The organism is Micromonospora sp. C97 (genome assembly GCF_018070385.1).
GTDB classification, from domain to species: domain Bacteria; phylum Actinomycetota; class Actinomycetes; order Mycobacteriales; family Micromonosporaceae; genus Micromonospora; species Micromonospora parva.
Genome location: NZ_JAGPXU010000004.1, coordinates 53,435 through 75,730, shown reverse-complemented (window position 1 = coordinate 75,730; position 22,296 = coordinate 53,435). Strand labels below are relative to the sequence as shown.

Here is a 22,296-nt window from a genome sequence, read left to right as displayed (position 1 = left end):
GTTTCCCGTCCGGTAGCAGGCGCGACGGCTACCGTGGCGGGCATGCCATCGCCAGCGATCACCGCCCTGGACGCCGCCCAACTGCCGTATCGGCTGGTCAGGCATGGTGCGGTCGGCAGTCTCGCGGAGGCCGCCGCCGTCCGGGGCGTGGCCGTCCCGGACGTGGTCAAAACGATCGTGGTGCGTCGTGGTGAAGCTGATCACCTGTTCGTGCTCACCCCCGGCGACCGGGTCATCTCCTGGCCCAAGCTGCGCGCCCTGCTCGGGGTGCACCGGCTCTCCATGCCGGACGCGGCCGGCGCCCTCGCCGCCACCGGCTACGAACGCGGCACCATCACCCCGTTCGGCGCGAGCACGGCCTGGCCGGTGGTCGCCGACGAGCGACTGCGCGGCCGGGAGATCACCCTGGGCGCCGGCGAGCGTGGCCTGGCCGTCGCGATCGCCGCCGACGTCGCGATCGCCGCCCTCGACGCCACAGTGGCCGACGTCACCGACCCCCAGCCCACCCGCTGAGCACAGCCCCGGTGGGCGGCGCGGAATAGTGTTGGGGCATGCCAAAAGCCATGTGGAAAGACCTGGTCGTCGCCGAGAGCGACGACACCGTGCTGGTGGAGGGCAACCACTACTTCCCTCGCTCCGCCCTGCGTGACGACCTGATCCGCGAGTCCACGACGCACACCGTCTGCCCCTGGAAGGGCACCGCCTCCTACTACTCCCTTGAGCACGAGGGCAGCACCAGCAAGGACGCGGTCTGGTATTACCCGGAGCCCAAACCGGACGCCGAGATGGTGCGTGACCGGGTGGCGTTCTGGAAGGACGTCCGGGTCGTCGACTGACGGCACCGACTGGCCGTGGCCGACGGCGGTGGGTGAGGATGGCCCGTATGCCCGCGCCCGAGGAACGCCCCGACCCCGCCGGCACCGTCTACGGCGGCCGCCGACGGGCCGCGCGTTCCGGCCCGCTCACGGACCCGCTGCTGCGCGTGGCGCTCGGCGTCGGCCTGGTGGGCGTACTCCTCGGGGTGGTCTTCGCGACCGGGCTTCTCGGCGGCGACGACGAACCGGCGGTGCCGGCCCCGGTGGGTGCGACGTCCAGCGCGGCGGAGGCCACCACCGGGGCGGCCGGGCCGAGCCCGACCCCGTCGGTCGAGCCGTCGCCGACGCCCTCGACGGCACCGACCACCGGCCCCCGGGTGCTGCGGGTCGCGTCCGGGCTCTGCCTGGGGCTCGACGGCGACGACAAGGAAGCGGGGGCCGAGCTGGCCGTCTGCACCGGCGGTCCGGAACAGAAGTGGGTCGTCAACCCGGCCGGCGCGGGCGTGGTGACGCTGACCAACGCCGCCCACGGGCAGTGCCTGGACGTCGAGGGCGGCAGTACCGACGACGGCGCGCGGTTGCTCCAGTTCCCCTGCCACGGTGGGGCCAACCAGCAGTGGCGGCTGTCCGCCACCGGAACCGGCCCGGTGCTGCTGGTGGCCGCGCACAGCGGCAGGTGCGCGCAGGCCGACGACGACGGCGACGAGCCCGACGACGAGATCCGCCAGCGCGCCTGCGACGGCCGACCCGCCCAGCAGTGGACGATCGGCTGACCAGCCAACCCGCTCAGCCCCGGTAGCTCCAGGCCCGGGGCGCGGTCGCGGCGAGCAGCACGGCCTCCGGCACCGCTCGGCCCGGTCGTCGACGCAGCAGCAACGACAGCCCGGCGGCGCCGATCGACAAAGCGCCCGCCACGTACCAGGCCATCGCGTAGTCGCCCAGCCGGTCCCGGACCAGCCCCGCGCCGGTGGCGGCGACCGCCGCGCCGAGTTGGTGCGCGGCGAACACCCAGCCGAACACCACCGCCCCGGCCCCGCCGAAGTACTCCCGGCACAGCGCCACGGTCGGCGGCACGGTGGCCACCCAGTCCAGGCCGTAGAAGACGATGAACACCAGCATGCTCGGCTCAGCGCTGCCGGAGAACAGGCTCGGCAGCACCAGCAGGGACAACCCCCGCAGCGCGTAGTACATGCCGAGCAGCAGCCGGCTGTCCACCCGGTCGGTGAGCCAGCCGGAGGCGACAGTGCCGACGATGTCGAAGAGCCCCACCAGGGCGAGCAACCCGGCCGCTGTGGTCTGGGCCATGCCGTGGTCGTGCGCGGCCGGCACGAAGTGCGTACCGACCAGGCCGTTGGTGGTCGCGCCGCAGATCGCGAACCCTCCGGCCAGCAGCCAGAACGGTCGGGTCCGGGCCGCCGTCGCCAGCGCGCCGAGCGCCCGGGTCGCGGCGCCACCGGTGGCCGGTGGTGCCGCGACGACCTCGGTCGCCCCGTAGGCGGGCAGGCCGAGATCCGCCGGGTGCTCGCGCAGAAGCCACACCACCAGGGGTACGACCGCCAGCGCCGCTGCGGCGACGACGAGCGCCGCCGTCCGCCAGCCGTGGTCGCGTACCAGGATGGCGATCAGTGGCAGGAACACCAGTTGCCCGGCCGCCCCGCCGGCGGTCAGCACTCCGGTCACCAGACCCCGTCTGCGGACGAACCAGCGGCCGGTGACGGTGGCCACGAACGCCAACGCCATCGAGCCGGTGCCCAGCCCGACCAGCACACCCCAGCAGAGCAGGAGCTGCCAGCTGGCGGTCATGAAGACCGTCAATCCGCTGCCCGCGGCGACCAGCAGCAGCGCCACCGAGACCACCCGGCGGATGCCGAACCGGTCCATCAGGGCTGCCGCGAACGGCGCGGTGAGCCCGTAGAGCAACAGGTTGACGGAGACGGCCGCGGAGATGGTGGCCAGCGGCCAGCCGAACTCCTCGTGCAGCGGGTGCAGCAGCACCGACGGGGTGGCGCGGAAGCCCGCCGCGCCGACCAGCGCCACGAAGGCGACGGCGGCGACCAGCCAGGCGGGATGCAGACGACGGTTCTTGGTCACGGAGCAAGTCTGGGCCGGGCCGGGCACCGCGACGAGTGGCCGGAAAGCCATCATGCGCAATAATCGGGCCATGACCGCTGGCCCGCATCGAATCGCCGTCCTCGCTCTGCACCAGGTGGTTGGCCTGGACCTCGGCACCCCGTCCCAGGTGTTCAGCACCGCCCGGGCCGCCGACGGGACACCCTTCTACGACGTGCGGGTGTGCACCCCGGGCGGGCAGCCGGTGCGCAGCACCGCCGGCTTCCAGGTGGTCCCCGACCACGGCCTGGAACTGCTCGAGACCGCCGACACGGTGATCGTCCCCGGCATCCACGACGGCACCGTGCTGACGTCGGGCACCACCGCGCCGGAGGTGACCGGGGCGCTGCGCGCGGCGTACGAGCGGGGCGCACGGATCATGTCGATCTGCACCGGGGCGTTCGTGCTCGCCGCCGCCGGGCTCCTCGACGGGCGGCGGGCGACCACCCACTGGGCGTACGCCGAGCGCTTCCGCCACCTGCACGGCCGGGTGGACCTCGACCCGGGCGTGCTCTTCATCGCCGACGACCGGGTGCTCACCTCGGCCGGGGTCGCCGCCGGCATCGACCTCTGCCTGCACGTCATCCGCCTCGACCACGGCAGCGAGGTGGCCAACCGGGCGGCCCGCCGCTGCGTGATGCCACCGTGGCGCGACGGCGGCCAGGCGCAGTACATCGAACAGCCGGTGCCGAAGGCGACCGACTCCAGCACGGCGGGCGCCCGGGAGTGGGCGCGGCAGCGGCTGCACGAGCCGATCGCGCTGCGCGACCTGGCCGAGCAGGCCCGGATGAGCGTGCGCACCTTCACCCGGCGCTTCCGGTCGGAGACCGGTCTGAGCCCGGCCCAGTGGCTGCTGCAACAGCGCACCGACCACGCGCGGCTGCTGCTGGAGACAACCGACCTCACCGTCGACCAGATCGCCCACCGCTCGGGTTTCGGCACCACCGCCGCCCTACGCCAGCAACTGCACCAGCGCATCGGGGTGGCCCCCTCCACCTACCGCCGCACCTTCCACCCCCGCCCCGAGTTGGTCGACACCTGAGTTGGTCGACACCTGAGTCGGTCGGCAGCACCTCCCGGCCCAGCGCGGAACCGATCGTCGCGCTGCCCCAACGCCAGCAGGCACCTTCAGCCGGCCACGCCGCCCGGCGCCGGCACGAGCGCCGGTGAAACGCGCCCGCCCGGGCCGGTAACTCGGGAGAGCGTGATGTCTGTGAGACATCACGATGTCTCACAGACATCACGCTAAGCAGAACGGCCTGCCCCTGCCCGCGCCACACCCGGACGCTGCCGCCCCTGCCCACGCCTCGCCCGGGTACCCGGCGCCCCGGCGCCGGTGACGCGTCTCAGGCGCGGAGGAGTCGGAGTTGGGCCTGGTGTTTGGGGAGGTGGACCCGGGTGTGCAGGTCCAGGGTCCGGGACCAGGGCAGCGGCTCGTCGACGATGAGGTCGAAGCCCTCGCGAAGGTGCGTCTCGACCGGAGTCTCCGCAGCCAGCCCGAGCTGGTCGACCAGCCCGCACAGCCGATCACTGGTGCCGTGCAGCAGCGCCGTCAGTCCACGCAGACCACCCTGCTCGGCGGCGAGCGCGTCGAGCTGCGGACGGTGCATGTCCTCTTCCAACTCGTAGTACGCGAACGGCGACCCGGCCAGCAGCGCCTCGGTGGCCTGGATCATCAGCTCGTCGTTGGCGACCAGATGCGCGACGATCTGCTCGGCGCTGAGCTGTCCCTGCGGAGCCGGACCGAACCCGCCGGCGTCGACCTCCGCGAACACCGCACCGTAGGCCTGTCGCAACCCCCCGCTCTCCATCCCCCCAGTCAACCCGCCCCGGCGGGACTTAGCGGCGGGATTGGCGGGAGCGAAGGTAGTCGCTGACCACGTACTCGCCCAGGTCGTCGGTGTCCGGGGTGAACATGCGTCCCCGGCTACGGCGGGCCACCGCGTCGACGAAACGCCGCAGACCCGGGTCGTCGCCGAGCATGAACAGGTTGAGCGTGGCGCCGTAGCGGCTCAGCCGGTCCACCTCACGGACCGTCGCCTCGATCGTCTCCGGCAGCGGCGGCCAGTGGAACAGCGCCTCCCCGTCGTCCGGGTCCAGGTGGGCGGTCGGCTCGCCGTCGGTGACCACCAGCACGACCGGCTCGGCGTCCGGGTGCCGGCGCAGGTGCCGGCCCGCCAACCGCAGCGCGTGCTGCAGGTTGGTGCCCTGCTCCATGTCCGGCTCCACGGCCGCCAACTCATGCTGGGTGAGCGTCATCGCCTCCCGCCCGAAGCCGACGATCTGCAGGGCGTCCTGCGGAAAGCGCGTCTCCATCAGGTGAGCCAGCGCCAGCGCCGTCTGCTTCATCGGCCCCCAACGACCCTGCGAGATCATCGAGTACGACAGGTCGACGCAGAGCACCACAGCGGCCGAGGCCCGCTTCTCGGTCTCCACCACCTCGAAGTCGTCCACCGCGAGCTGCACCGGGACCGTCGGCCCGGCCCGGCTGACCGCCCGGGTCAACGTCCGGACTACGTCCAACGGCTGCTCATCGCCGTACTCCCAAGGCCTGGACGCGCCGCTGACCTCGCCCGCCGCACCGGCCGAGCGCAGGTCGTGCTGGCCGCGCGGCCCGGCGGTCAGGTCGGCGAAGACCCGCCGCAGCGCGGTTCCGCCCAGCCGGCGCAGCGCCTTCGGGCTCAGCGTGAGCCCTTCCGCGTCCCGGCTCACCCACCCCTGGCGGCGCAGCTCCCGCTCCAGATCGCGCAGCCGCCGAACGTCGTCGGCCGCGTCCCGGCCCAGCGTGCGGGCCACCGCGTCGACGTCCACGTCATCGAGCGTCGCCCCCGGGTGTTCCTGGTCGAGCTGGTCCAGCAGGTCGTCCAGCTCGCCGATCTCACCCAGCGCGCCGGCCGCGTCGGCGTAGTCCAACGGCTGGTCGCCGCGGACCCGCTCGCCCCGCCCCCAGCGCAGATCGGGTCGCAGCGCCCGGAGGTTCGCGTCGAGAGCTGACATCTCCCCCGCGAGGCGATCGCCGAGCGACTGCTGCATCAGCCCGGACAGCTCGGCGCGCTGCCGCTCCGACAGCGAGTTCATCAGCCGCTCACCCGCCGCCGCCCGGCGGGCCAGCACGTCGATCAACTCGTCGACGGTCTCCGGCTGCTCCGGGAAGAAGTCGCCGTGCCGGCGCATGAACTCGGCGAACGCGTCGGTGGTGTCCTCCGCGCGACCGTGCCGGGCGAGCAGGTCGTTCAGGTCGCCCATCATCTCGGCGAGCCGCTGCTGGGCGGCCGGGTCGGCGGAGGCGCGCACCGCCTCGCGCAGCCCGGCGAAGCGCTGGCCGAGCACGTCATCGCGAAGCTGGTCGAGGATCTGCTGGTACGAACGGCGGGCGTCGTCGCTGGCCCACTGGTAGCCGGACAGTTCCTGCACCGCCCGCGCGGTCGAGCGGGGAAGATTGTCCAGCACCGCCTCGGCGAACCGCGCGGCGTCGTCGTCACGACCTCGCAGCTCGTCCCGTTCGGCGGCGAGGGCCTGGTCGAGCAGGGCCTGCGCCCTGGTCACCGCGCCGTCCAGGTCACCCCGGCGCATCGCCTCGCGGCGCAGTCGTCGCGCCCGGGCGGCCAGGTCGTCCAGGCCACCCCGCCCCTGCGGGCCACGGCGCAGCAGGTCGCGCAGCGCCTCCCGCAGGCTGCCACCGGCCAGCACCTCCGCACCGACCGCGTCCACCGCCTCGCGCACGTCGTACGGGGGTGCGAGCGGGTCGGGCCCGCCGTTCCACTGCCCGTAACGGAACCGGTTACCGGCCACCGTCAGCCCCGACCGCCGTAGACGGTGCGCCCCGAGTCGGTGACGTCCTTGCCGAGCCGGCGGGTCAGGTGCAGCCCTTCCAGTACGAACTCGACGGCGGCGGCAGCCTCCTCCGAGGTGGGCGCGTCACCCAGGCCGAGCCGGTCCAGGACCTTCGCCAAACCGGGCACGGTGCCGACCTGGCGCAACAGCTCAGCGGCGCTGACCAACTCGCCGGTCTCGATCTCGGCGCCGTCCTCGACCAGGGCGGTGAACCCGGACAGGTCCAACCCGGCGAGGTGGGCCCGGAACGTGTCGGCGGTCGCGGTACGCAGCAGGTGCGCGAGGACCTCGATCTCCCGGCCCTCCTCACCGCTCTCGAACTCGACCTTGCCGCGCAGCGTGCTGGTCACCGACACCGCGTCACCGACGCGGGCAACGGCGGCCTCGGGACGCCCGTCCGGGGTGCCGGAGGCGGCGAGCAGACCGGCGCGCCGCAGCGCGGCACCGGCGACCGTCTCGGCGGCGGCGATGGCGAACCGGGCGGAGACACCGGAGCGCGGGTCCACCGACGGCGACTCGCGCACGGCGCGGGCGAAGCGGGCCAGCACCTCCAGCACGTGCTCCGGCACCTCGGCGACCAGGTCCGCCTCCTGACGGATCAGGGCCAGCTCCAACTCCAGGTCGACCGGGTAGTGGGTGCGGATCTCCGCGCCGAACCGGTCCTTGAGGGGGGTGATGATCCGGCCCCGGTTGGTGTAGTCCTCCGGGTTGGCGCTGGCCACCAGGAGCAGGTCCAGTGGCAGCCGCAGCTGGTAGCCGCGAACCTGGATGTCCCGCTCCTCCAGCACGTTGAGCAGCGCCACCTGGATGCGCTCGGCCAGGTCGGGCAGCTCGTTGACGGCGAAGATGCCCCGGTTGGTGCGCGGCACCAACCCGAAGTGGATGGTTTCCGGGTCGCCGAGGGTACGACCCTGGGCGATGCGGATCGGGTCGACGTCACCGATCAGGTCGCCGACGCTGGTGTCCGGGGTGGCCAGCTTCTCGCCGTACCGCATCGAACGGTGCAGCCAGCCGATCGGCAGCTCGTCGCCGGCCTCGGCGACCTGGGCGCGGGACGCCGGGGTGAGCGGGTGCATCGGGTGCTCGTTGAGCACCGAGCCGGGCAGCACCGGGGTCCACTCGTCGAGCAAAGCGCCCAGCGAGCGGATCAGCCGGGTCTTGCCCTGGCCGCGCTCGCCGAGCAGCACCATGTCGTGCCCGGCGAGCAACGCCCGCTCGACCTCGGGCAGCACTGTGTCGTCATAGCCGACGATGCCGGGGAAACGGGTCTCGCCGGAGCGCATCCGGGCGAGGAGGTTGTCACGGAGTTCCTGCTTGACGGTGCGGTAGTGGTGACCGGCCGCCCGCAGCGCGCCGAGCGTGCCGGGCAGGTCGGCCGGTGGAACCGGGATTACCGGGGTAGGCGCAGTCACCCGACCCACGCTAGCTCACATTTTCCGCGGCAACGCTCGGCTAGGCAGGGCCGGACGGGGTGACGAAGCCGGACTCGTAGGCGGCGATGACCGCCTGCGTGCGGTCGCGGACGCCCAGCTTGGCCAGCACGTTGCCGACGTGCGTCTTGATCGTCTCCACCCCGACCACCAGGTGCGCGGCGATCTCCGGGTTGGACCGGCCGGTGGTCATCAACCGCAGCACCTCGGCCTCCCGGTCGGTGAGCCGGGCCCCGCGCAACCGGTCGCCGCCGGCCGGCCCGTACGCCCCGACCAGCTGGCGGATCGCGGCCGGGAAGAGCAGCGACTCACCGGCGGCGACCACCCGGACCGCCTCCACCACCTCGGCGGGCCGGGCCCGTTTGAGCAGGAACCCCGAGGCCCCGGCGCGCAGCGCCTCGTAGACGTACTCGTCGTTGGCGAACGTGGTGACCACCAGCACCCGTGGCGGGTCGGCGGAGGTGGCCAGCAGGTGCCGGGTGGCCTGGATGCCGTCGATGCCGGGCATCCGCACGTCCATCAGCACCACGTCGGGCCGGTGCCGGGCGACCAGCGGCGGCACCTCGGCCCCGTCGGCGGCTTCGGCGACCACCCGCAGGTCGGGTTGGGCGTCGATGATGGCCCGCAGCCCGATCCGGATCAGCTCGTCGTCGTCGACGACGAGGACGCCAGTGCTCATCGCGTCTCCTCGTAGGGCAGGCGGGCCCGGATCAGCCACCGGTCGCCGTCCGGGCCCACGGTGAGCCGGCCGCCGAGCAGCAGCACCCGCTCCCGCATGCCGTCCAGACCTCGACCGCCCCGCCCCAGCTGCGCCCGGACGGTGTGGCGCAGCGCGTTGACCAGCTCCAGCTCCAGCGCGTCCGAGTGCAGGTCCAGGCGGACAGTCACCGGCCCGTGGCCGTGCCGCGCGGCGTTCGTCAGTCCCTCCTGGACGATCCGGTAGCCCTCCCGGGAGACCACCGCGGGCACCCGGGTCGGGTCGCCGGCGCGATGCGCGTGCACGGCCAGGCCGGCTGCGCGGGCGTCGGTGACCAACCGGTCCAGGTCGGCGAGGGTACGCTGCGGCGCCACCACGGGCCGGTCGCGTCCGCCCTCCCGGAGCAGGCCGAGCACGTGGTCGAGGTCGTCCATCGCGTTGCGCCCGACGTCCTCGATGGCGGTGAGCGCCCGCCGGACGAACTCCGGGTCGGTGTCGAGGACCTCGCGGGCGGCCCCGGCCTGGAGGGTGGCCACCGTCAGCGCGTGACCGACCGAGTCGTGCAGCTCCCGGGCCAGCCGGTTGCGTTCGGCGAGCCGGCTGGCCTGCGCTTCGAGGGCGGCGATCCGCTCGGCCTGGGCCGGGCCGAGCAGCACCGGCGCCATGGATCCGGCGAGCGCGCCGAGCCCGGCGACGGCGTAGCCGAGGCCGACCAGCAGCAGCACCCCGGTCACTGTCAGCCAGCCGCTGTCCTGCCCGTCCAGCGGCCCGAACCGTTCCCGGCTGGTCAACTCTTCGCCGATGCCGAACTGCTGGGCGATGAACGCCAGCGCCATCGGCAGGGCGCTGAACAGCGCGATCCCCACCAGCGCGCCGACGATGAGGTGGGTGGCGATCCAGAGTGCGCTCCGCAGCCGGGTCTCCCGGTCACCGTGGTGCCCGGGCGCGGGTTCGGGCAGGTCGACGCCGAGCAGCGCCCGGACGGCGGCGATCTCCAACGCCCGGCTGCCGTCCAGCAGCAACGGCACCACGGCGATCAACACCGCGATGACCAGCAGGACGTACACCAGCGGGCGCGGGATCGTCGAATCGGCGAGCAGTTGGGCGAAGGTCACCGCGAGCAGCCCGTACGGCAGTGCCAGCACCCCGCCGAGCAGCAGGAACACGCCGCGTCGCCAGGTGGTGCCGGCGACCAGCGGGGCCAGCGCGGCTCGGATCGTCACCTCGCCATTCTGCGGCCGGGGCCGGTCCCGGCGACTCCCCCGCGTCGGGGAGATGTCAGCGGTGGTCGGCGACGTACTGCTGCGGGTCCTTGTCGCGGAACGGGAGGTTGCGACCGTTCTTGTGCTCGCCGTAGAAGGTCAGCCAGCGTTGGCCCAGCTCGGCGCGGAGTTCGGTGCTGGCGTGCCGGCGGAAGTCGGGCAGCGCCTCGTCCTCCTCCTCGGCCAGGTGCTCGCTGTTCTCCCGGCGGGCCGTGCCGACCGCCTCCCACCACTGATCCGAGCCGACCGGGTGCAGCTTCGCGTCGGCGATGGCGTCGCGGATCTTGTTGTGGTCGCCGATCGCGTCGGCCGTCTCGTCCTCGCCGTCGTCGCCGTGCTTGACCAGGTGCGGGTAGAGGATCGCCTCCTCCGCTTCGGCGTGGATGTCCAGGTGCAGGGCGAGGGCGTCCCAGATGGCGAGCATCTCCTGCTCGTCGCGGGCGTCGTCGAGGCGGGCGAAGCCGCGCCGGAACGCGGCGTGGTCGTCCAGGATCAGTGCGGTGATGTCGTCCACTGTGCTCACTTCTCGGTTGGTTTGGCGAACCGGGCGCGCAGCATCGCCGGCATCGCGGCGAGGCCGGTGATCGGCCGGAAGCGTTTCGCCGCCTCGGCCAGCGCCGTGTACTCGTCGTCGGCAAGGTCGATGTCGGCCGCGGCGGCGTTGCGTTCCATCTGCTCGACGCCGGACGCGCCGGGGATGGCGAGCACGTTCGGGTGGCGCAGCAGGTAGGCCAGCGCGATCTGGCTGGGAGTGGCGTCATGGGCGTCGGCGACCTGACGCACCGTGTCGATCAGCGCCGCGCCGCGTTCCAGGTTTTCCGGGAGGAAGTACGGGTTCGCCCGCCGGACCGCCCCGGTCGGTGGGTTCTTCGCGTCGTACCGGCCGGAGAGGAAGCCCTGTGCCAGCGGGCTGTACGCGATGACCACCCGGCCGGCCTGCCGCGCGTACGGCAGCAGGTCCTGTTCGGGCGCGCGGTCCAGCATGCTGTAGCGGACCTGGTTGGTGAGCACCCGACGGCCGAGCGCCGCTTCGGCGACCTGCCAGCGGCGCAGCCCGTAGTTGCTGACGCCGACCTCGCCGACCAGTCCGACGTCCTGCAGGACGCGCATGCCACGCATGGTGGTGTGGTCGCCGACGACCGGGTTGGGCTGGTGCACCTGGTAGAGGTCGATGCTGGTGACGCCGAGGCGGGCCGCCGAGGCGACCGCCCGCTGCTGCACCACCGCGGCCACCGGCAGCACGGGCAGGATCTTGCTGGCCACCACCACCCTCGGCCGGTCGTCGCCGAGGGCCGCGCCGAGGATGCGCTCGCTGCGCCCGAACCCGTAGATCTCGGCGCTGTCGAAGACCGTCACGCCCAACTCGACGGCCCGCCGGACGATCTGCGCCGCCTGCCGCTCGAAGTCCGGGCCGTACCCCCACTCCCGGGAGCCGAACTGCCAGGTGCCCAACCCGATCTTGGACAACGGTTTGGGGGTGTCGAGCGCAATGAAACGCATGGCGTCGAAACTACCCCGATGTCCCGGTTCACACGCCCGATCCCCGGCACCGTGCTCCGGAGTTAGGCTCATGATCGTGACCTATCTCGCCGCGGAAGACCGCTACGACACCATGACCTACCGACGCAGCGGACGCAGTGGGCTGCGGCTGCCCGCCGTCTCGCTCGGCCTGTGGCACAACTTCGGCCCGGACCGCCCGTTCGAACGGCAGCGCGACATCGTTCGCCGCGCCTTCGACCTCGGCGTCACCCACTTCGACCTAGCCAACAACTACGGCCCGCCGCCCGGCTCGGCGGAGGAGAACTTCGGCCGGATGCTCGCCACGGACCTGAAGTCGTACCGGGACGAGCTGGTCATCTCCAGCAAGGCCGGGTACCTGATGTGGCCCGGCCCGTACGGCGAGTGGGGCTCGCGCAAGAACCTCATCTCGTCGCTGGACCAGTCGCTGGGCCGGATGGGGCTGGACTACGTCGACATCTTCTACTCGCACCGGTTCGACCCGGACACTCCGCTCGAGGAGACGATGGGGGCGCTCGACGCGATCGTCCGCTCCGGCAAGGCGCTCTACGTCGGCATCTCGAACTACAACTCGGAGCAGACCGCGCGGGCCGCCGCGATCCTGGACGAACTGGGTACGCCGCTGCTGATCAACCAGCCGTCGTACTCGATGCTCAACCGCTGGACCGAGTCCGACGGCCTGCTCGACACGCTGGAGCGGGTCGGCGCTGGCTGCATCGCGTACAGTCCGTTGGCGCAGGGCCTGCTGACCGACCGTTACCTGGGTGGCATCCCGGCCGACTCGCGGGTGCGCACCAGCGTCTTCCTCAACGAGAGCGACCTCAGCGAGGAGAAGATGGCCACCATCCGTGCCCTCGGCGCGATCGCCGAGCGGCGCGGCCAGTCCCTCGCGCAGCTCGCGTTGGCCTGGGCGCTGCGTGACCCGCGGATGACCAGCCTGATCATCGGGGCGAGCAGCGTCGAGCAGTTGGAGACGAACATCGCCGCGCTGGACAACCTCGATTTCACCGCCGACGAGTTGGCCGAGATCGAACAGCACCTGGGCTGAGCACCGCCGGGCTTCGGGCGGGTCGGGTCACCAGATCCGACGCCGCCCGGCCCGGTGGTTGCGTACCTCGCACTGGCGTCCCACCGGTGCGGGGGCACCGCGACGCCGCCGGCTCGCGCCGATCAGCAGCAGCAGAACCACCACGACGGCGGCACCGGCCAGCACCGGCCACCGGCCGCCGAGGTCGGTCACCGCCGCCACCGGCACGCCCGGGTCGGCCGCCGCCGCCACCGCCGACCCGGTGGCGGCTGGCGCGCTCGCAGCGGTACGCGGCGCGCTCTTCGGTGCGGCGGCCTTCGGCGGCGAGCCGGTGGCCTTGGCACCCCGGAACACCACGTCCGAGCAGGAATAGTAGGTGTCCGGGGTGTTGGAGTTCTGCCAGATCGTGTAGATCAGGTGTCGGCCGCTGCGACCCGCCGGCAGCCGACCCGCCAACTGGTACGCCCCGGCCCGCACCGGCGGGTCGGTCCGGGTGAGGAACGGGCGCGACTCCAGGTCCGCCCAGGTCAGCTTCTTGCGGGGGTCGTAGTCGGGCTTGGTGACGTAGAGCCGGAAGGTGCCCCGGTGCTCGATGGTGGTCCGGTACCGGAAGGTGAACGTGGCACCGGTGGTCAGTTCGGTGCTCGGCCAGTCGGTGCGGGGCAGGTCCAGTCCCCGGTACGCGGACAGCCCACCACTGCACAGCTCACCGTCCGGGATCCGTTCCCGGTCTCGCCCGTTGATGGCGGCAACGCGTACGTTGTCCCACTCGCGCACGGCCGCGCCGGCTTCGATCGCCGCCCGGCAGGCGCTGGTGGCCGCGTACCGGCCCTCGGGGCCGCAGGCCGCCGCGCGACTGACCGGGTCGGTCGGGGCTCCGTGGGCGGCGGCGGGCGTGGCAGCCAGCGGCACTGTCGCGGCAGCGACCAGCACAGTGGCGAGGAGCCGGCGTACGGGCATGAGGACGACCTCCACCCACTGGTACGGCCGGTGGGCGGCAAAGGTTCGACGCCGACCGGTCGGGAATCCCGCAGGTGGGTGTGGCGTTTCGATACTCGGAACCGCTTGCACCGAGGAGGCAGAGATGAAGGTACGTAGCTCGTTGCGTGCGCTCAAGCAGAAGCCGGGTTCGGTTGTGGTCCGCCGCCGTGGCCGCACGGTCGTGGTGAACCGCGCCAACCCGCAGTGGAAGAGCCGCCAGGGCTGACAGCGCCCCAGCCGGACATACAGTCGACAACCGCCCCTGACCGGATCATTCGGTCAGGGGCGGTCTGCGTGTCCGCACAGATGGCCGGGGCGACCTCCACCGCCCTCGTTACGGGCGGCGATGGCACAGCACGTCGACTAGGGTCCTCCGGGAGGCCGCCCCCCCCCAGGAGGAGGAACCCGTGTTCATCTTGGAGCTGTCCTTCGGCGAAGAACCCGACCGGCTCGCCGCCCGGCCGGCGCACCGGGAGCGTCTCCAGGCCCTGCACCGTGACGGCAAAGTGGTGCTGGCCGGGCCGTTCCCCGACGACTCCGGAGCACTGCTGATCTTCGACGTCCCGGACGCCGCGGCGCTCGCCGCGATCGTCGCCGAGGACCCCTATTACCGCACTCCCGGCGTGACGATCACCAGCCAGCGGGAGTGGTCACCGATCATCCGCTAGGCGTACGAGAGAGCAGACCGCAGAAAAAGATCAGCGGCCTAGCGGATGATCTCCGACTAAGCCGCTGACCTGCGGTCCAACAAGGTGGAGCCGAGGGGACTCGAACCCCTGACCCCCACACTGCCAGTGTGGTGCGCTACCAGCTGCGCCACGGCCCCTTGCTGTTGTCCCGGTCGCCCGGGCACTGGGAAACTATACACAGACCCGCTCGCATGGTCATCTCGCGGGGTCCCCCGCCACAGCCGGGTCAGTTGAGCGCCACGTCCGGCGGGAAGTGCGCGACGGCGGCCATCATCCCGCCCTGCCGGCGCAGCACCATCGGCCACAGGTCGTCGGGCCGGTCGACGAAGGCGTCCCCGGGCAGCCCGTCCAGCACGAACCAGGACCCGTCGGCGATCTCCTGCTCCAACTGGCCGCTGCCCCAGCCGGAGTAGCCGGCGAAGACCCGGATGCCACCGATGCTCTCCCGCAACCGCTCCGGGTCGACCGAGAGGTCGATCGTGCCGACCGCCCCGGACACCTGGTGGAAGCCCTTCAGCCGACGCATCGGGTGGCGCATCCGGGCGAGGCAGATCGCCGAGTCGGGCTGCACCGGGCCACCCTCGAAGAGCACCGCCGGGTGGCGGGCCAGGTCACTCCAGTCACCGAGCACGTCGGCTACCGGCACCTCGGTGGCCCGGTTCAGCACCACGCCGAGCGCGCCGCCCGGCTCGTGGGCGACGAGCAGCACCACCGTACGGTCGAAGTTGGGGTCCTTGAGCGCCGGAGTCGCGACCAGCAGCCGCCCGGTCATCGACTCCATCGCTCGTCCGCCGATCGCCTGGCCCTCTCCCTGCATGCCACACACCCGTCAACCGTGAGCCCGGCCCGGGGGCCGGTCCTCGACCGGATCCGCCCGGCGCATCGGGTTCCGCCGCGCTGTCAACGCCATGCCTGGCACCATAGCTTGCGTGCTGGGCGCTGGCTAAGGTCTGACCGGCGGGTGATCAGACAGTTGAGACGAAGGGCCGATGCACCGGTTGGCAGACCTCCCGGTGATCGACCGTTCCGGAGCACCGACCGCTGAGAAAAGCCCGAAAGGTCCGTCACATCCCGATAGATTCGGCTGATCGGGAGGGCGATCACGGTTGTCCCTGCCCGCGACACGGAGGCGGGTGGCGATGGCAACTGTCCGGGACGCGACGTACGACGTGCTCCGCACCCTCGGCCTGACCACCGTCTTCGGCAACCCGGGCTCCACCGAGGAGCCGTTCCTCCAGGACTTCCCGGCCGACTTCCACTACGTCCACGCGCTGCACGAGGCGACGGCCGTGGCGATGGCCGACGGCTACGCCCAGGCCGCCGGAGTGCCCGCCCACGTCAACCTGCACACCGCCCCCGGCACCGGCAACGGCATGGGCAACCTGGTCACCGCCTGGCACAACAAGACCCCACTCATCGTCACCGCCGGCCAACAGACCCGGGAGATGCTGCTCCTCGAACCCCGGCTGGCCAACCGCCGGCCCACCGAACTCCCGCAGCCGTACGTGAAGTGGGCCTACGAGCCGGCGCGGGCGCAGGACATCCCGGCGGCCATGCTGCGGGCGTACGCGACCGCGGTGCAGCCACCGGCCGGGCCGGTCTTCCTCTCCCTACCGATGGACGACTGGGCCCAGCCAGCCGACCCGCCGCCCGCGCCGCGAACGGTGGCCACCCGGTTCGCACCGGACCCGCAGCGGTTGGCGGAGTTCGTCACGGTGCTGGCCGGCAGCCGCAACCCGGCGCTCGTGTACGGGCCGGGGGTGGACCGCTCGGCGAGTTGGTCGGCCGCTGTGGCGCTGGCGGAACGGCTCGCCGCGCCGGTCTGGTCGGCCCCCGCGACCGAGCGGGCCGTCTTCCCCGAGGACCACCCGCACTTCCGTGGCGTGCTGCCGTACGCGATCGGTCCCCTCGCCGAGGCGCTGCGCGGACACGACACGGTGCTGGTCGTCGGCGCCCCGGTCTTCCGCTACTACCCGTACGTGCCGGGCGGGCACCTGCCCGACGGCGCCCGCCTGCTGCACGTCACCGACGACCCGGACGAGGCCGCCCGAGCCCCGGTCGGTGACAGTCTGCTCAGTGACCCGGGGCTGGCCCTGGACGCGCTGGTCGAACGGGTGCCGCCGAGTGACCGGCCGGCGCCCGCACGACGGGACACACCACCACCGCCCGAGGTCGGCACCCCACTGAGCGCCGACGCCCTGTTCGCCGCGCTGGCCGCGCACTGGCCGACCGACGCCGTGCTGGTGCAGGAGTCACCGTCCAACCTGTCCGCACTGCGCCGTCAGCTGCGGATCACCCGCCCGGCGTCGTACTTCACCATGGCCAGCGGCGGCCTCGGCTACGGGCTGCCGGCGGCAATCGGCGTCGCCCTGGCCGAGCGGGACACCGGGCGCGGTCGCCCGGTGGTGGCGGTGGTCGGCGACGGCTCGTTCCACTACTCGGTGCAGGCGCTGTGGACGGCCGCGCGCCTGGCACTGCCCGTGGTGGTCGTCGTCCCGGTCAACCAGCAGTACGCCATCCTCAAGGCGTTCGCCGAGCTGAAGCACACTCCCGGGGTGCCCGGCCTGGACCTGCCGGGTCTGGACATCGTCGCGATCGCGGCCGGCTACGGCTGCGCCACGGAGGTGGTGGAGACCCCCGATCAGCTCGGCGCGGCGCTCACCGCCGGGCTGGGCGCCGACCGTCCCACGGTTGTGCCGGTGCCGATCAGCACGGACGTGCCCAGCATCCTCTGAACCAGGTCTCGTTCAGCGCGATGCGATCGACAGTGGGGCGCCGGTGGAGACGTCCAGCACCGGCCGGGCGCCCAGCGGCGTCGCGAGGGTGACGGTGACAGGCTCCAGTTTCAGCAGTGCGATGCATTCGCCGGTGGGCCGGGTGACGCGGCCACCGACCACCACGACGTCCGGCCGTTCCCACACCAACGGAGTGATCCCGGTATCGCACGCGCCGACGCCGAGCCGCACTGTCAACCGGGTGTCCTCGACGGCCGCCAGGTCCTGGGCCGCCACCAACCCGTCCGGCAGAGGGCTGGCCGGAGCGGTGGGCTCGGGAACCTTGGTGACAGCGGTGGGCGCGACGGCGAGCCGGGCCACCCGGGCGGTCAGCTCCTCGATGGTGAACAGCCAGGCCGGGACCTGCGCCACACCGCGGCTCGTGCGGACCGGCACGGTGTCGAACGTGACAGCGGTGACGGTGAGCGGGAGACAGGCGGTCTGCGTGCTGCTCGTCACCCACCCGTCCGGCCCTGGTTCGACGGTGGGGCCGCCGGGGGTGGGCCGACCGGGCTGCTTCGGCCGTCCCGGGCAGGGCAGCGGGTCACCCGTGTCGAGCTGCCGGTACGCCTCGGCGGCGCTGATCAACGGCAGCGTCAGCCGTCCGTCCGGGAACCGGATCTCGCCACCGACCCGGGTAGGCGGTATCGCCACCTGCGCGCGGTACCACCCGGCCCGGAAGGCCGCCTCGGTGTCGGGGGTGAAGCCCGGGTCGCCGGTGAGCAGTGTCGGCCCCTCCAATGGCACGTAGGCGGTGCGCCAGTCGGGGCCCGGCCGCCACGCCTCGGCGACCTGAGCGGCCCGCTGGTCGAACGCCTCGGCGTCGCGCGCCGGGCTGGGTGGGGCGTCGGCCGGACCGGTGTCGGTCGCGGCGCAGCCCGCCGTGAGCAGCAATGGGAGTACGAGCAGCACTGCGAGTCGACGCATGTGCGGTTCGACGCGCCCGCCGACCGGCCGGTTCCCTCAGGTCTCGCCGCCCAGGTCCGTCTGGTACGCCTCCCAGAGCAGGTCGGCGCCGCGCCGCCGATGCCGGGCCAATTTCCGCAGCAGGTGCCCGACCCGGTGCCGCAGCTCGTCGGGGTGCGCCTCGGGCCGCTCGGCGATCTGCTGCGCCGCCAGGATCGCGGCGACGATCGCCGCGTGCTCCCGGGTCAGCAGCCGCACGCCGTGGTCCAGTCGCGGCGACTGGGTGAGCAACTCCCGGTAGAGGCCGCTGGGGCCCTCGGTGGCCCGGACGTGCTCGGCGAAACCCTGGCGCACCGGACGCAGTCGAAGAAGAACAGCTTCGCGCCAGCGCGGCGCGGTGCTGGCGACCGCGACGGCCCGGCCGAGGGCGTGCACGTCACCGGCGAGGCCGGCGGGGCGCGGCTCGCCGGGTAGACCGAGGGGAGGTGGATCGGCGGGACGCCCCACCTGATGCGCGACGCGCGGTCGGGCGACGAGTGACGGCTGCTGGATCGGACCGGTGACCATGGCACCTCCCGCGCGGCGCTGCTACCCCATACCGCGATGGTGAGCCTGCCCGACCCGCCCTGTCCAGGGCCCCGGATCGCCTCATCTGCCGCGTTGAACCCACTGACCCCACCAGCCGCAGCAGTACCGCGTCCCCACGAGCCTCCTGGACGTATCAGCCTCAGTCGGTCCAGCGGCGCTCCGCCAGGCGGCGCAGGTGGTCGGCCACCGCACGGGTGTCGTCGTCCCGCCCGTCGCCCCCTCGGCCCGCCGTCATCGCCTCGGCCAGCGCCCGCAGCTCTGTCGGCGGCAGGCTCGGCAGCCCCATGCCGCGCAGTGGGATGGTGACCCCTCGCGTACCGGCCGGGTCGGTGGCGAGAATGGCCCGCATCTGCGGCCCGCCGGCCGGGTCGACGTCGCCCGCCTTGCGGTACGACGTCCCGCCCGCCTCGATCCGGGCGGTGGCGAGGTCGACGGTGCGGGTGCGCAGCGCCCCGCGTACCCGCGCCCGGCTGCCGTCCAGCCAGGCGGCCGTTCGGAGCACCCGTAACACGAGGTAGAGGCCGAGCAGCACGAAGGGCAGACCACACAGGCCGATGAACGGGCTGGGACCGGACTGGTTCGGGTCAGCGGAGTCCCGTAGCCCCGGCGGCAGCAGCCCCGGCGGCAGGTCGCGAGCCTCCTCATAGGAGGCGAACGCGTCACCCGGTCCGGTCAGCCGGCGCAGCAGCCCGTCGGCGACGAGGGGCAGCACCACGAACGCCGCGCCGATGGCGGCGACGAGGACGCCGGCGACCACCGCCACGACCCGCTGGCCGGGTGACGCGCCGACCGACAGGCGCAGCTCTCGGTTGGTCACAGGGGGCAGCGTAAGACCCCGTCGACACAACGAAGCGCCCCGGCCGGTGGCCGGGGCGCTTCGTTCGAGGTGGTGGAGGTGCCGGGAATCGAACCCGGGTCCTTCGCCGGTTTGTCAGGGCTTCTCCGAGCGCAGCTCGCTGTGCCTCTACTCGGCCCCACCGCTCACGCGAGCAAGTTGGTGTGACGGGCCCAGTCGCTGATTAATCTCGCCGCACGGACCCCGCGACCGGGTCCGATTGGCCAGCCTCCTAGCTGATGCCGGCTACTGGGACGAAGGCGTTCCCAGGCCGACAGACTTAGCTACTCGCCTCAGGCGGCGAGAGCGAAGTCAGCGCGATTTTGCTTGGCGCTTATAAGTTTCCGACGACCGATTCTCGAGACGACGTCGGCTTCCTCGGCTCGCTTCCCCTGTCGCTGCGTACGAAGTCGAAACCAGTCACCCCCTCGACAGGCCGCCGATGTGGCGGCACTGACAAGACTAACGCCTGGCGCAACAGCTTTCATCCCGAGCCCCGGGCCGACGCAGCGACCCGGACAAACAGGATGAACTAGTCGTCCATTCCCTTGCCTCGTCGACCCGACACCCGGGCGATCTCCCGGTCCGCGTCGCGCTTGGCGAGGTCCTGACGCTTGTCGTACGACTTCTTACCCTTGGCCAGCGCGATCTCGACCTTGGCCCAGCCGTCCGAGAAGTAGACCTGCAACGGGACGATGGTGAAACCACCCTCGCGGGTCTTGCCGACGAGCTTGTCGATCTCGCCCCGGTTGAGCAACAGTTTGCGGGTACGCCGGGGCTCATGGTTGGTCCAGGTGCCCTGGGTGTACTCCGGAATGTGCATCGCGTGCAGGTACAACTCGCCGTCACGTTCCTGCGCGAACGCGTCGACGAGCGACGCCCGCCCGGCCCGCAGCGACTTGACCTCGGTGCCGGTCAGCGCCATGCCCGCCTCGTACGTGTCGAGGATCGCGTAGTCGTGGCGCGCCTTCTTGTTGGAGGCGACCACCTTGCGCCCCTTTTCCCGTGGCATCGGTGCCACCTCCTCTCCCTCGTCCGCGGCCGGTTCACCCGGCCGGACAACCGATCATGCTACCCGAGTGGAAGGACCCTCCCGCGCCGTTTATTTCCGGCTGCGGGAGGGTCCTCGGAAGACCACGGGACGACCCGTACGGTGCCTAGACCCGCAGGTAGAAGCGCAGGGTGATCCAGGCGGTGGCGGCGCTGACCAGACCACCGACGCCAGCCATCAGCGGGAAGATGAACAGGATGTCGCCCCAGGTGATCGGCGAGAGCAGACCCTGCAACGCGCTCAACGACCCGTCGAAGAGCAGATACTTCGCCGCGACCAGGGCCACCAGACCGAGCAGTGAACCGATCAGGCCGGCCACCACGGCCTCCAGCACGAACGGCGCCTGGATGAACCAGTTGGACGCGCCGACCAGCTTCATGACCGCCACCTCACGCCGCTTGCTGTACGCGGCCACCTGAATGGTGTTCGCGACGAGCAGCAGGGCGGCGATCGCCATCACGATGGCGGCGGCCAGGGCGATGTTCTGGATCGAGGTGAGGATATTGAAGATCTTGTCGAGCAGTCGACTCTGGTCGACGATCTCCTCGACACCCTCAGTGTCCTTGTACTGGTCGTAGACGCTCTTGTACTGCTCCGGGTTGTTCAGTGTGAGCCGGAACGACTCGGGCAGCTGGTCCGGCTTGACCGCGTTCACCAGGTCCGGCGCGTCCTGGTACATCGACTTGAAGCGCTCGTACGCCTGGGCCTTGTCGACGTAGATGACCTCCTTGACCAGGGGGTCGCCGTCGAGCTTAATCTGCAGGTCGGTGCGCTGCTGCTCGGTGACCTCCTGCTCCATGAAGATCGAGACCTGGATGTTCTTGTAGTAGAGGTCCTTCATGTCGTCGACCTGGCGGTACATGAGACCGCTGGCGCCGAGCATGGTCAGCGAGACCGCCATCGTGATGATCATCGCGATGGACATGGTCACGTTGCGCCACAGTCCGACCAGTACCTCGGACAGGACGTATTTCACGCGCATCGGGATTTCCTCCGGGTCTCCGGCATGAGGTGTTCGTCGTCAGGCTGCGCAGGGGTGGAGCGCCGGCTCACCCGTAGACGCCGCGGGCCTGGTCACGCACGATGCGACCGCTCTCAATCTCAACGACGCGGCGGCGCATCTGGTTCACGATGTTGGAGTCGTGGGTGACCATCACGACGGTCGTGCCGGTGCGATTGATCCGGTCCAGCAGACGCATGATCTCGATCGAGGTGTCCGGGTCCAGGTTTCCGGTGGGCTCGTCCGCGAGAAGGATCAGCGGACGGTTCACGAACGCCCGGGCGACGGCGACCCGCTGCTGCTCACCACCGGAGAGCTCGTGCGGGTAGCGGTGCTCCTTGCCACCGAGCCCGACCAGCTCCAGCACCTCCGGCACGACGCGGCGGGCAACCGCCTTCGTCTTGCCGATCACCTCGAGAGCGAACGCCACGTTCTCGTAGGCGGTGCGGTTCGGCAGCAGCCGGAAGTCCTGGAAGACACAGCCGATCGAGCGCCGGAAGTGGGGTCGCTTCCAGGACCGCATCGACGTGACGTCCTTGCCGTTCACGACGACGCGCCCCTTGTTGGGGGCCACCTCGTGCAGCAGCATCTTGATGATCGTGGACTTGCCGGAGCCGGATGGACCGATGAAGAAGACGAACTCGCCCTTCTCGATCGAGACGGACACGTTGTCGAGCGAAGGCCGGGACGCCTTCGGGTACGTCTTCGTCACTTGCTCAAGCTGAATCACGGGTGGTGAGTCTACGCGGTGTAACAACTGAGCCAAGCCCCACGCCCCGC

24 protein-coding genes, 1 tRNA gene and 1 other RNA gene are annotated in these 22,296 nt (G+C 71.8%); 8 read left to right on the top strand and 18 right to left on the bottom strand.

Going from position 1 to position 22,296, the window contains the following annotated elements; translation table 11 throughout:
* Positions 1 to 42 precede the first annotated feature (42 nt).
* The 3 genes from KBX26_RS08420 to KBX26_RS08410 are packed head-to-tail and all read left to right on the top strand — an operon-like array spanning position 43 to position 1,588.
* Entirely contained in the window at positions 43 to 513 is a 471-nt protein-coding gene (locus KBX26_RS08420; protein ID WP_210857713.1) for an aminoacyl-tRNA deacylase, read from the top strand.
* 38 nt (positions 514 to 551) lie between these two features.
* Positions 552 to 836 (top strand): DUF427 domain-containing protein, encoded by a 285-nt coding sequence (locus tag KBX26_RS08415; RefSeq protein ID WP_030331445.1) that lies wholly within the window; start codon positions 552 to 554, stop codon positions 834 to 836.
* A gap of 47 nt (positions 837 to 883) precedes the next feature.
* Positions 884 to 1,588 carry an RICIN domain-containing protein gene (locus tag KBX26_RS08410; RefSeq protein WP_210857712.1) on the top strand — a complete coding sequence of 235 codons (705 nt, stop codon included), beginning with the start codon at positions 884 to 886 and terminating at the stop codon, positions 1,586 to 1,588.
* Between the two features lie 13 nt (positions 1,589 to 1,601).
* On the opposite strand, the gene KBX26_RS08405 is transcribed toward KBX26_RS08410, so the two are convergent.
* Complete coding sequence (locus KBX26_RS08405) at positions 1,602 to 2,957, bottom strand: MFS transporter (protein ID WP_247680385.1); 1,356 nt, start codon at positions 2,955 to 2,957, stop codon at positions 1,602 to 1,604.
* A 1-nt stretch (position 2,958) separates the two neighbouring features.
* Between KBX26_RS08405 and KBX26_RS08400 the strand changes: the two genes are divergently transcribed.
* Positions 2,959 to 3,966, top strand: coding sequence for a GlxA family transcriptional regulator (locus tag KBX26_RS08400; RefSeq protein WP_210865092.1), 1,008 nt, complete (start codon positions 2,959 to 2,961; stop codon positions 3,964 to 3,966).
* Between the two features lie 304 nt (positions 3,967 to 4,270).
* Here KBX26_RS08400 and KBX26_RS08395 read toward each other — a convergent pair whose 3' ends face one another.
* The 7 genes from KBX26_RS08395 to KBX26_RS08365 are packed head-to-tail and all read right to left on the bottom strand — an operon-like array spanning position 4,271 to position 11,647.
* A complete protein-coding gene (locus tag KBX26_RS08395) occupies positions 4,271 to 4,735 on the bottom strand; it encodes a hypothetical protein (protein WP_030331453.1) in 465 nt (154 codons plus the stop codon).
* A gap of 28 nt (positions 4,736 to 4,763) precedes the next feature.
* Positions 4,764 to 6,716: a VWA domain-containing protein gene (locus KBX26_RS08390; protein WP_030331455.1), complete on the bottom strand. Its 1,953-nt coding sequence runs from the start codon at positions 6,714 to 6,716 to the stop codon at positions 4,764 to 4,766.
* Positions 6,717 to 6,718: 2 nt separating this feature from the next.
* Entirely contained in the window at positions 6,719 to 8,179 is a 1,461-nt protein-coding gene (locus KBX26_RS08385) for a sigma 54-interacting transcriptional regulator (protein ID WP_210865091.1), read from the bottom strand.
* Between the two features lie 31 nt (positions 8,180 to 8,210).
* Positions 8,211 to 8,867, bottom strand: coding sequence for a response regulator transcription factor (locus KBX26_RS08380; RefSeq protein ID WP_210865090.1), 657 nt, complete (start codon positions 8,865 to 8,867; stop codon positions 8,211 to 8,213).
* Positions 8,864 to 10,108, bottom strand: coding sequence for a sensor histidine kinase (locus KBX26_RS08375; RefSeq protein WP_210865089.1), 1,245 nt, complete (start codon positions 10,106 to 10,108; stop codon positions 8,864 to 8,866). Before KBX26_RS08375 ends, KBX26_RS08380 begins: the two co-directional genes overlap by 4 nt.
* Positions 10,109 to 10,163: 55 nt before the next feature.
* A complete protein-coding gene (locus KBX26_RS08370; RefSeq protein WP_091393913.1) occupies positions 10,164 to 10,670 on the bottom strand; it encodes a hemerythrin domain-containing protein in 507 nt (168 codons plus the stop codon).
* Positions 10,667 to 11,647 carry an aldo/keto reductase gene (locus tag KBX26_RS08365; protein WP_210865088.1) on the bottom strand — a complete coding sequence of 327 codons (981 nt, stop codon included), beginning with the start codon at positions 11,645 to 11,647 and terminating at the stop codon, positions 10,667 to 10,669. The genes KBX26_RS08370 and KBX26_RS08365 overlap by 4 nt, the downstream gene beginning before the upstream one ends.
* A gap of 70 nt (positions 11,648 to 11,717) precedes the next feature.
* Here KBX26_RS08365 and mgrA point away from each other — a divergent pair, with 70 nt between their 5' ends.
* Positions 11,718 to 12,713, top strand: coding sequence for an L-glyceraldehyde 3-phosphate reductase (gene mgrA / locus KBX26_RS08360; RefSeq protein WP_030331467.1), 996 nt, complete (start codon positions 11,718 to 11,720; stop codon positions 12,711 to 12,713).
* Positions 12,714 to 12,740: 27 nt separating this feature from the next.
* Here mgrA and KBX26_RS08355 read toward each other — a convergent pair whose 3' ends face one another.
* Complete coding sequence (locus KBX26_RS08355) at positions 12,741 to 13,652, bottom strand: lytic polysaccharide monooxygenase (RefSeq protein ID WP_210865087.1); 912 nt, start codon at positions 13,650 to 13,652, stop codon at positions 12,741 to 12,743.
* Positions 13,653 to 13,776: 124 nt separating this feature from the next.
* Between KBX26_RS08355 and KBX26_RS08350 the strand changes: the two genes are divergently transcribed.
* Together KBX26_RS08350 and KBX26_RS08345 are read left to right on the top strand one after the other, a co-directional pair.
* Positions 13,777 to 13,899 (top strand): 50S ribosomal protein L36, encoded by a 123-nt coding sequence (locus tag KBX26_RS08350; RefSeq protein ID WP_030331473.1) that lies wholly within the window; start codon positions 13,777 to 13,779, stop codon positions 13,897 to 13,899.
* A gap of 181 nt (positions 13,900 to 14,080) precedes the next feature.
* Entirely contained in the window at positions 14,081 to 14,341 is a 261-nt protein-coding gene (locus KBX26_RS08345; RefSeq protein WP_210865086.1) for a YciI family protein, read from the top strand.
* A gap of 85 nt (positions 14,342 to 14,426) precedes the next feature.
* On the opposite strand, the gene KBX26_RS08340 is transcribed toward KBX26_RS08345, so the two are convergent.
* Positions 14,427 to 14,499 (bottom strand) — tRNA-Ala (locus KBX26_RS08340).
* Positions 14,500 to 14,588: 89 nt separating this feature from the next.
* Entirely contained in the window at positions 14,589 to 15,179 is a 591-nt protein-coding gene (locus tag KBX26_RS08335; protein WP_030331478.1) for a YqgE/AlgH family protein, read from the bottom strand.
* A gap of 322 nt (positions 15,180 to 15,501) precedes the next feature.
* Between KBX26_RS08335 and mdlC the strand changes: the two genes are divergently transcribed.
* Positions 15,502 to 17,097 (top strand): benzoylformate decarboxylase, encoded by a 1,596-nt coding sequence (gene mdlC / locus KBX26_RS08330; RefSeq protein WP_030331480.1) that lies wholly within the window; start codon positions 15,502 to 15,504, stop codon positions 17,095 to 17,097.
* A 12-nt stretch (positions 17,098 to 17,109) separates the two neighbouring features.
* On the opposite strand, the gene KBX26_RS08325 is transcribed toward mdlC, so the two are convergent.
* From KBX26_RS08325 to ftsE, 7 genes are all read right to left on the bottom strand, one after another.
* Positions 17,110 to 18,063, bottom strand: a complete 954-nt coding sequence (locus KBX26_RS08325; protein ID WP_210865085.1) for a hypothetical protein — start codon at positions 18,061 to 18,063, stop codon at positions 17,110 to 17,112.
* A 36-nt stretch (positions 18,064 to 18,099) separates the two neighbouring features.
* Positions 18,100 to 18,609, bottom strand: a complete 510-nt coding sequence (locus KBX26_RS08320) for a hypothetical protein (protein WP_081883810.1) — start codon at positions 18,607 to 18,609, stop codon at positions 18,100 to 18,102.
* Positions 18,610 to 18,769: 160 nt separating this feature from the next.
* Positions 18,770 to 19,447 carry a hypothetical protein gene (locus tag KBX26_RS08315; protein ID WP_210865084.1) on the bottom strand — a complete coding sequence of 226 codons (678 nt, stop codon included), beginning with the start codon at positions 19,445 to 19,447 and terminating at the stop codon, positions 18,770 to 18,772.
* Positions 19,448 to 19,517: 70 nt separating this feature from the next.
* Positions 19,518 to 19,893, bottom strand: a transfer-messenger RNA (tmRNA) gene (gene ssrA / locus KBX26_RS08310).
* Positions 19,894 to 19,997: 104 nt separating this feature from the next.
* Complete coding sequence (smpB, locus tag KBX26_RS08305) at positions 19,998 to 20,477, bottom strand: SsrA-binding protein SmpB (protein WP_030331487.1); 480 nt, start codon at positions 20,475 to 20,477, stop codon at positions 19,998 to 20,000.
* A gap of 145 nt (positions 20,478 to 20,622) precedes the next feature.
* A complete protein-coding gene (gene ftsX / locus KBX26_RS08300; RefSeq protein WP_210865083.1) occupies positions 20,623 to 21,498 on the bottom strand; it encodes a permease-like cell division protein FtsX in 876 nt (291 codons plus the stop codon).
* Between the two features lie 67 nt (positions 21,499 to 21,565).
* On the bottom strand, positions 21,566 to 22,246 hold the full coding sequence (ftsE, locus tag KBX26_RS08295) for a cell division ATP-binding protein FtsE (RefSeq protein ID WP_030331491.1): 681 nt from the start codon (positions 22,244 to 22,246) through the stop codon (positions 21,566 to 21,568).
* Positions 22,247 to 22,296 lie beyond the last annotated feature (50 nt).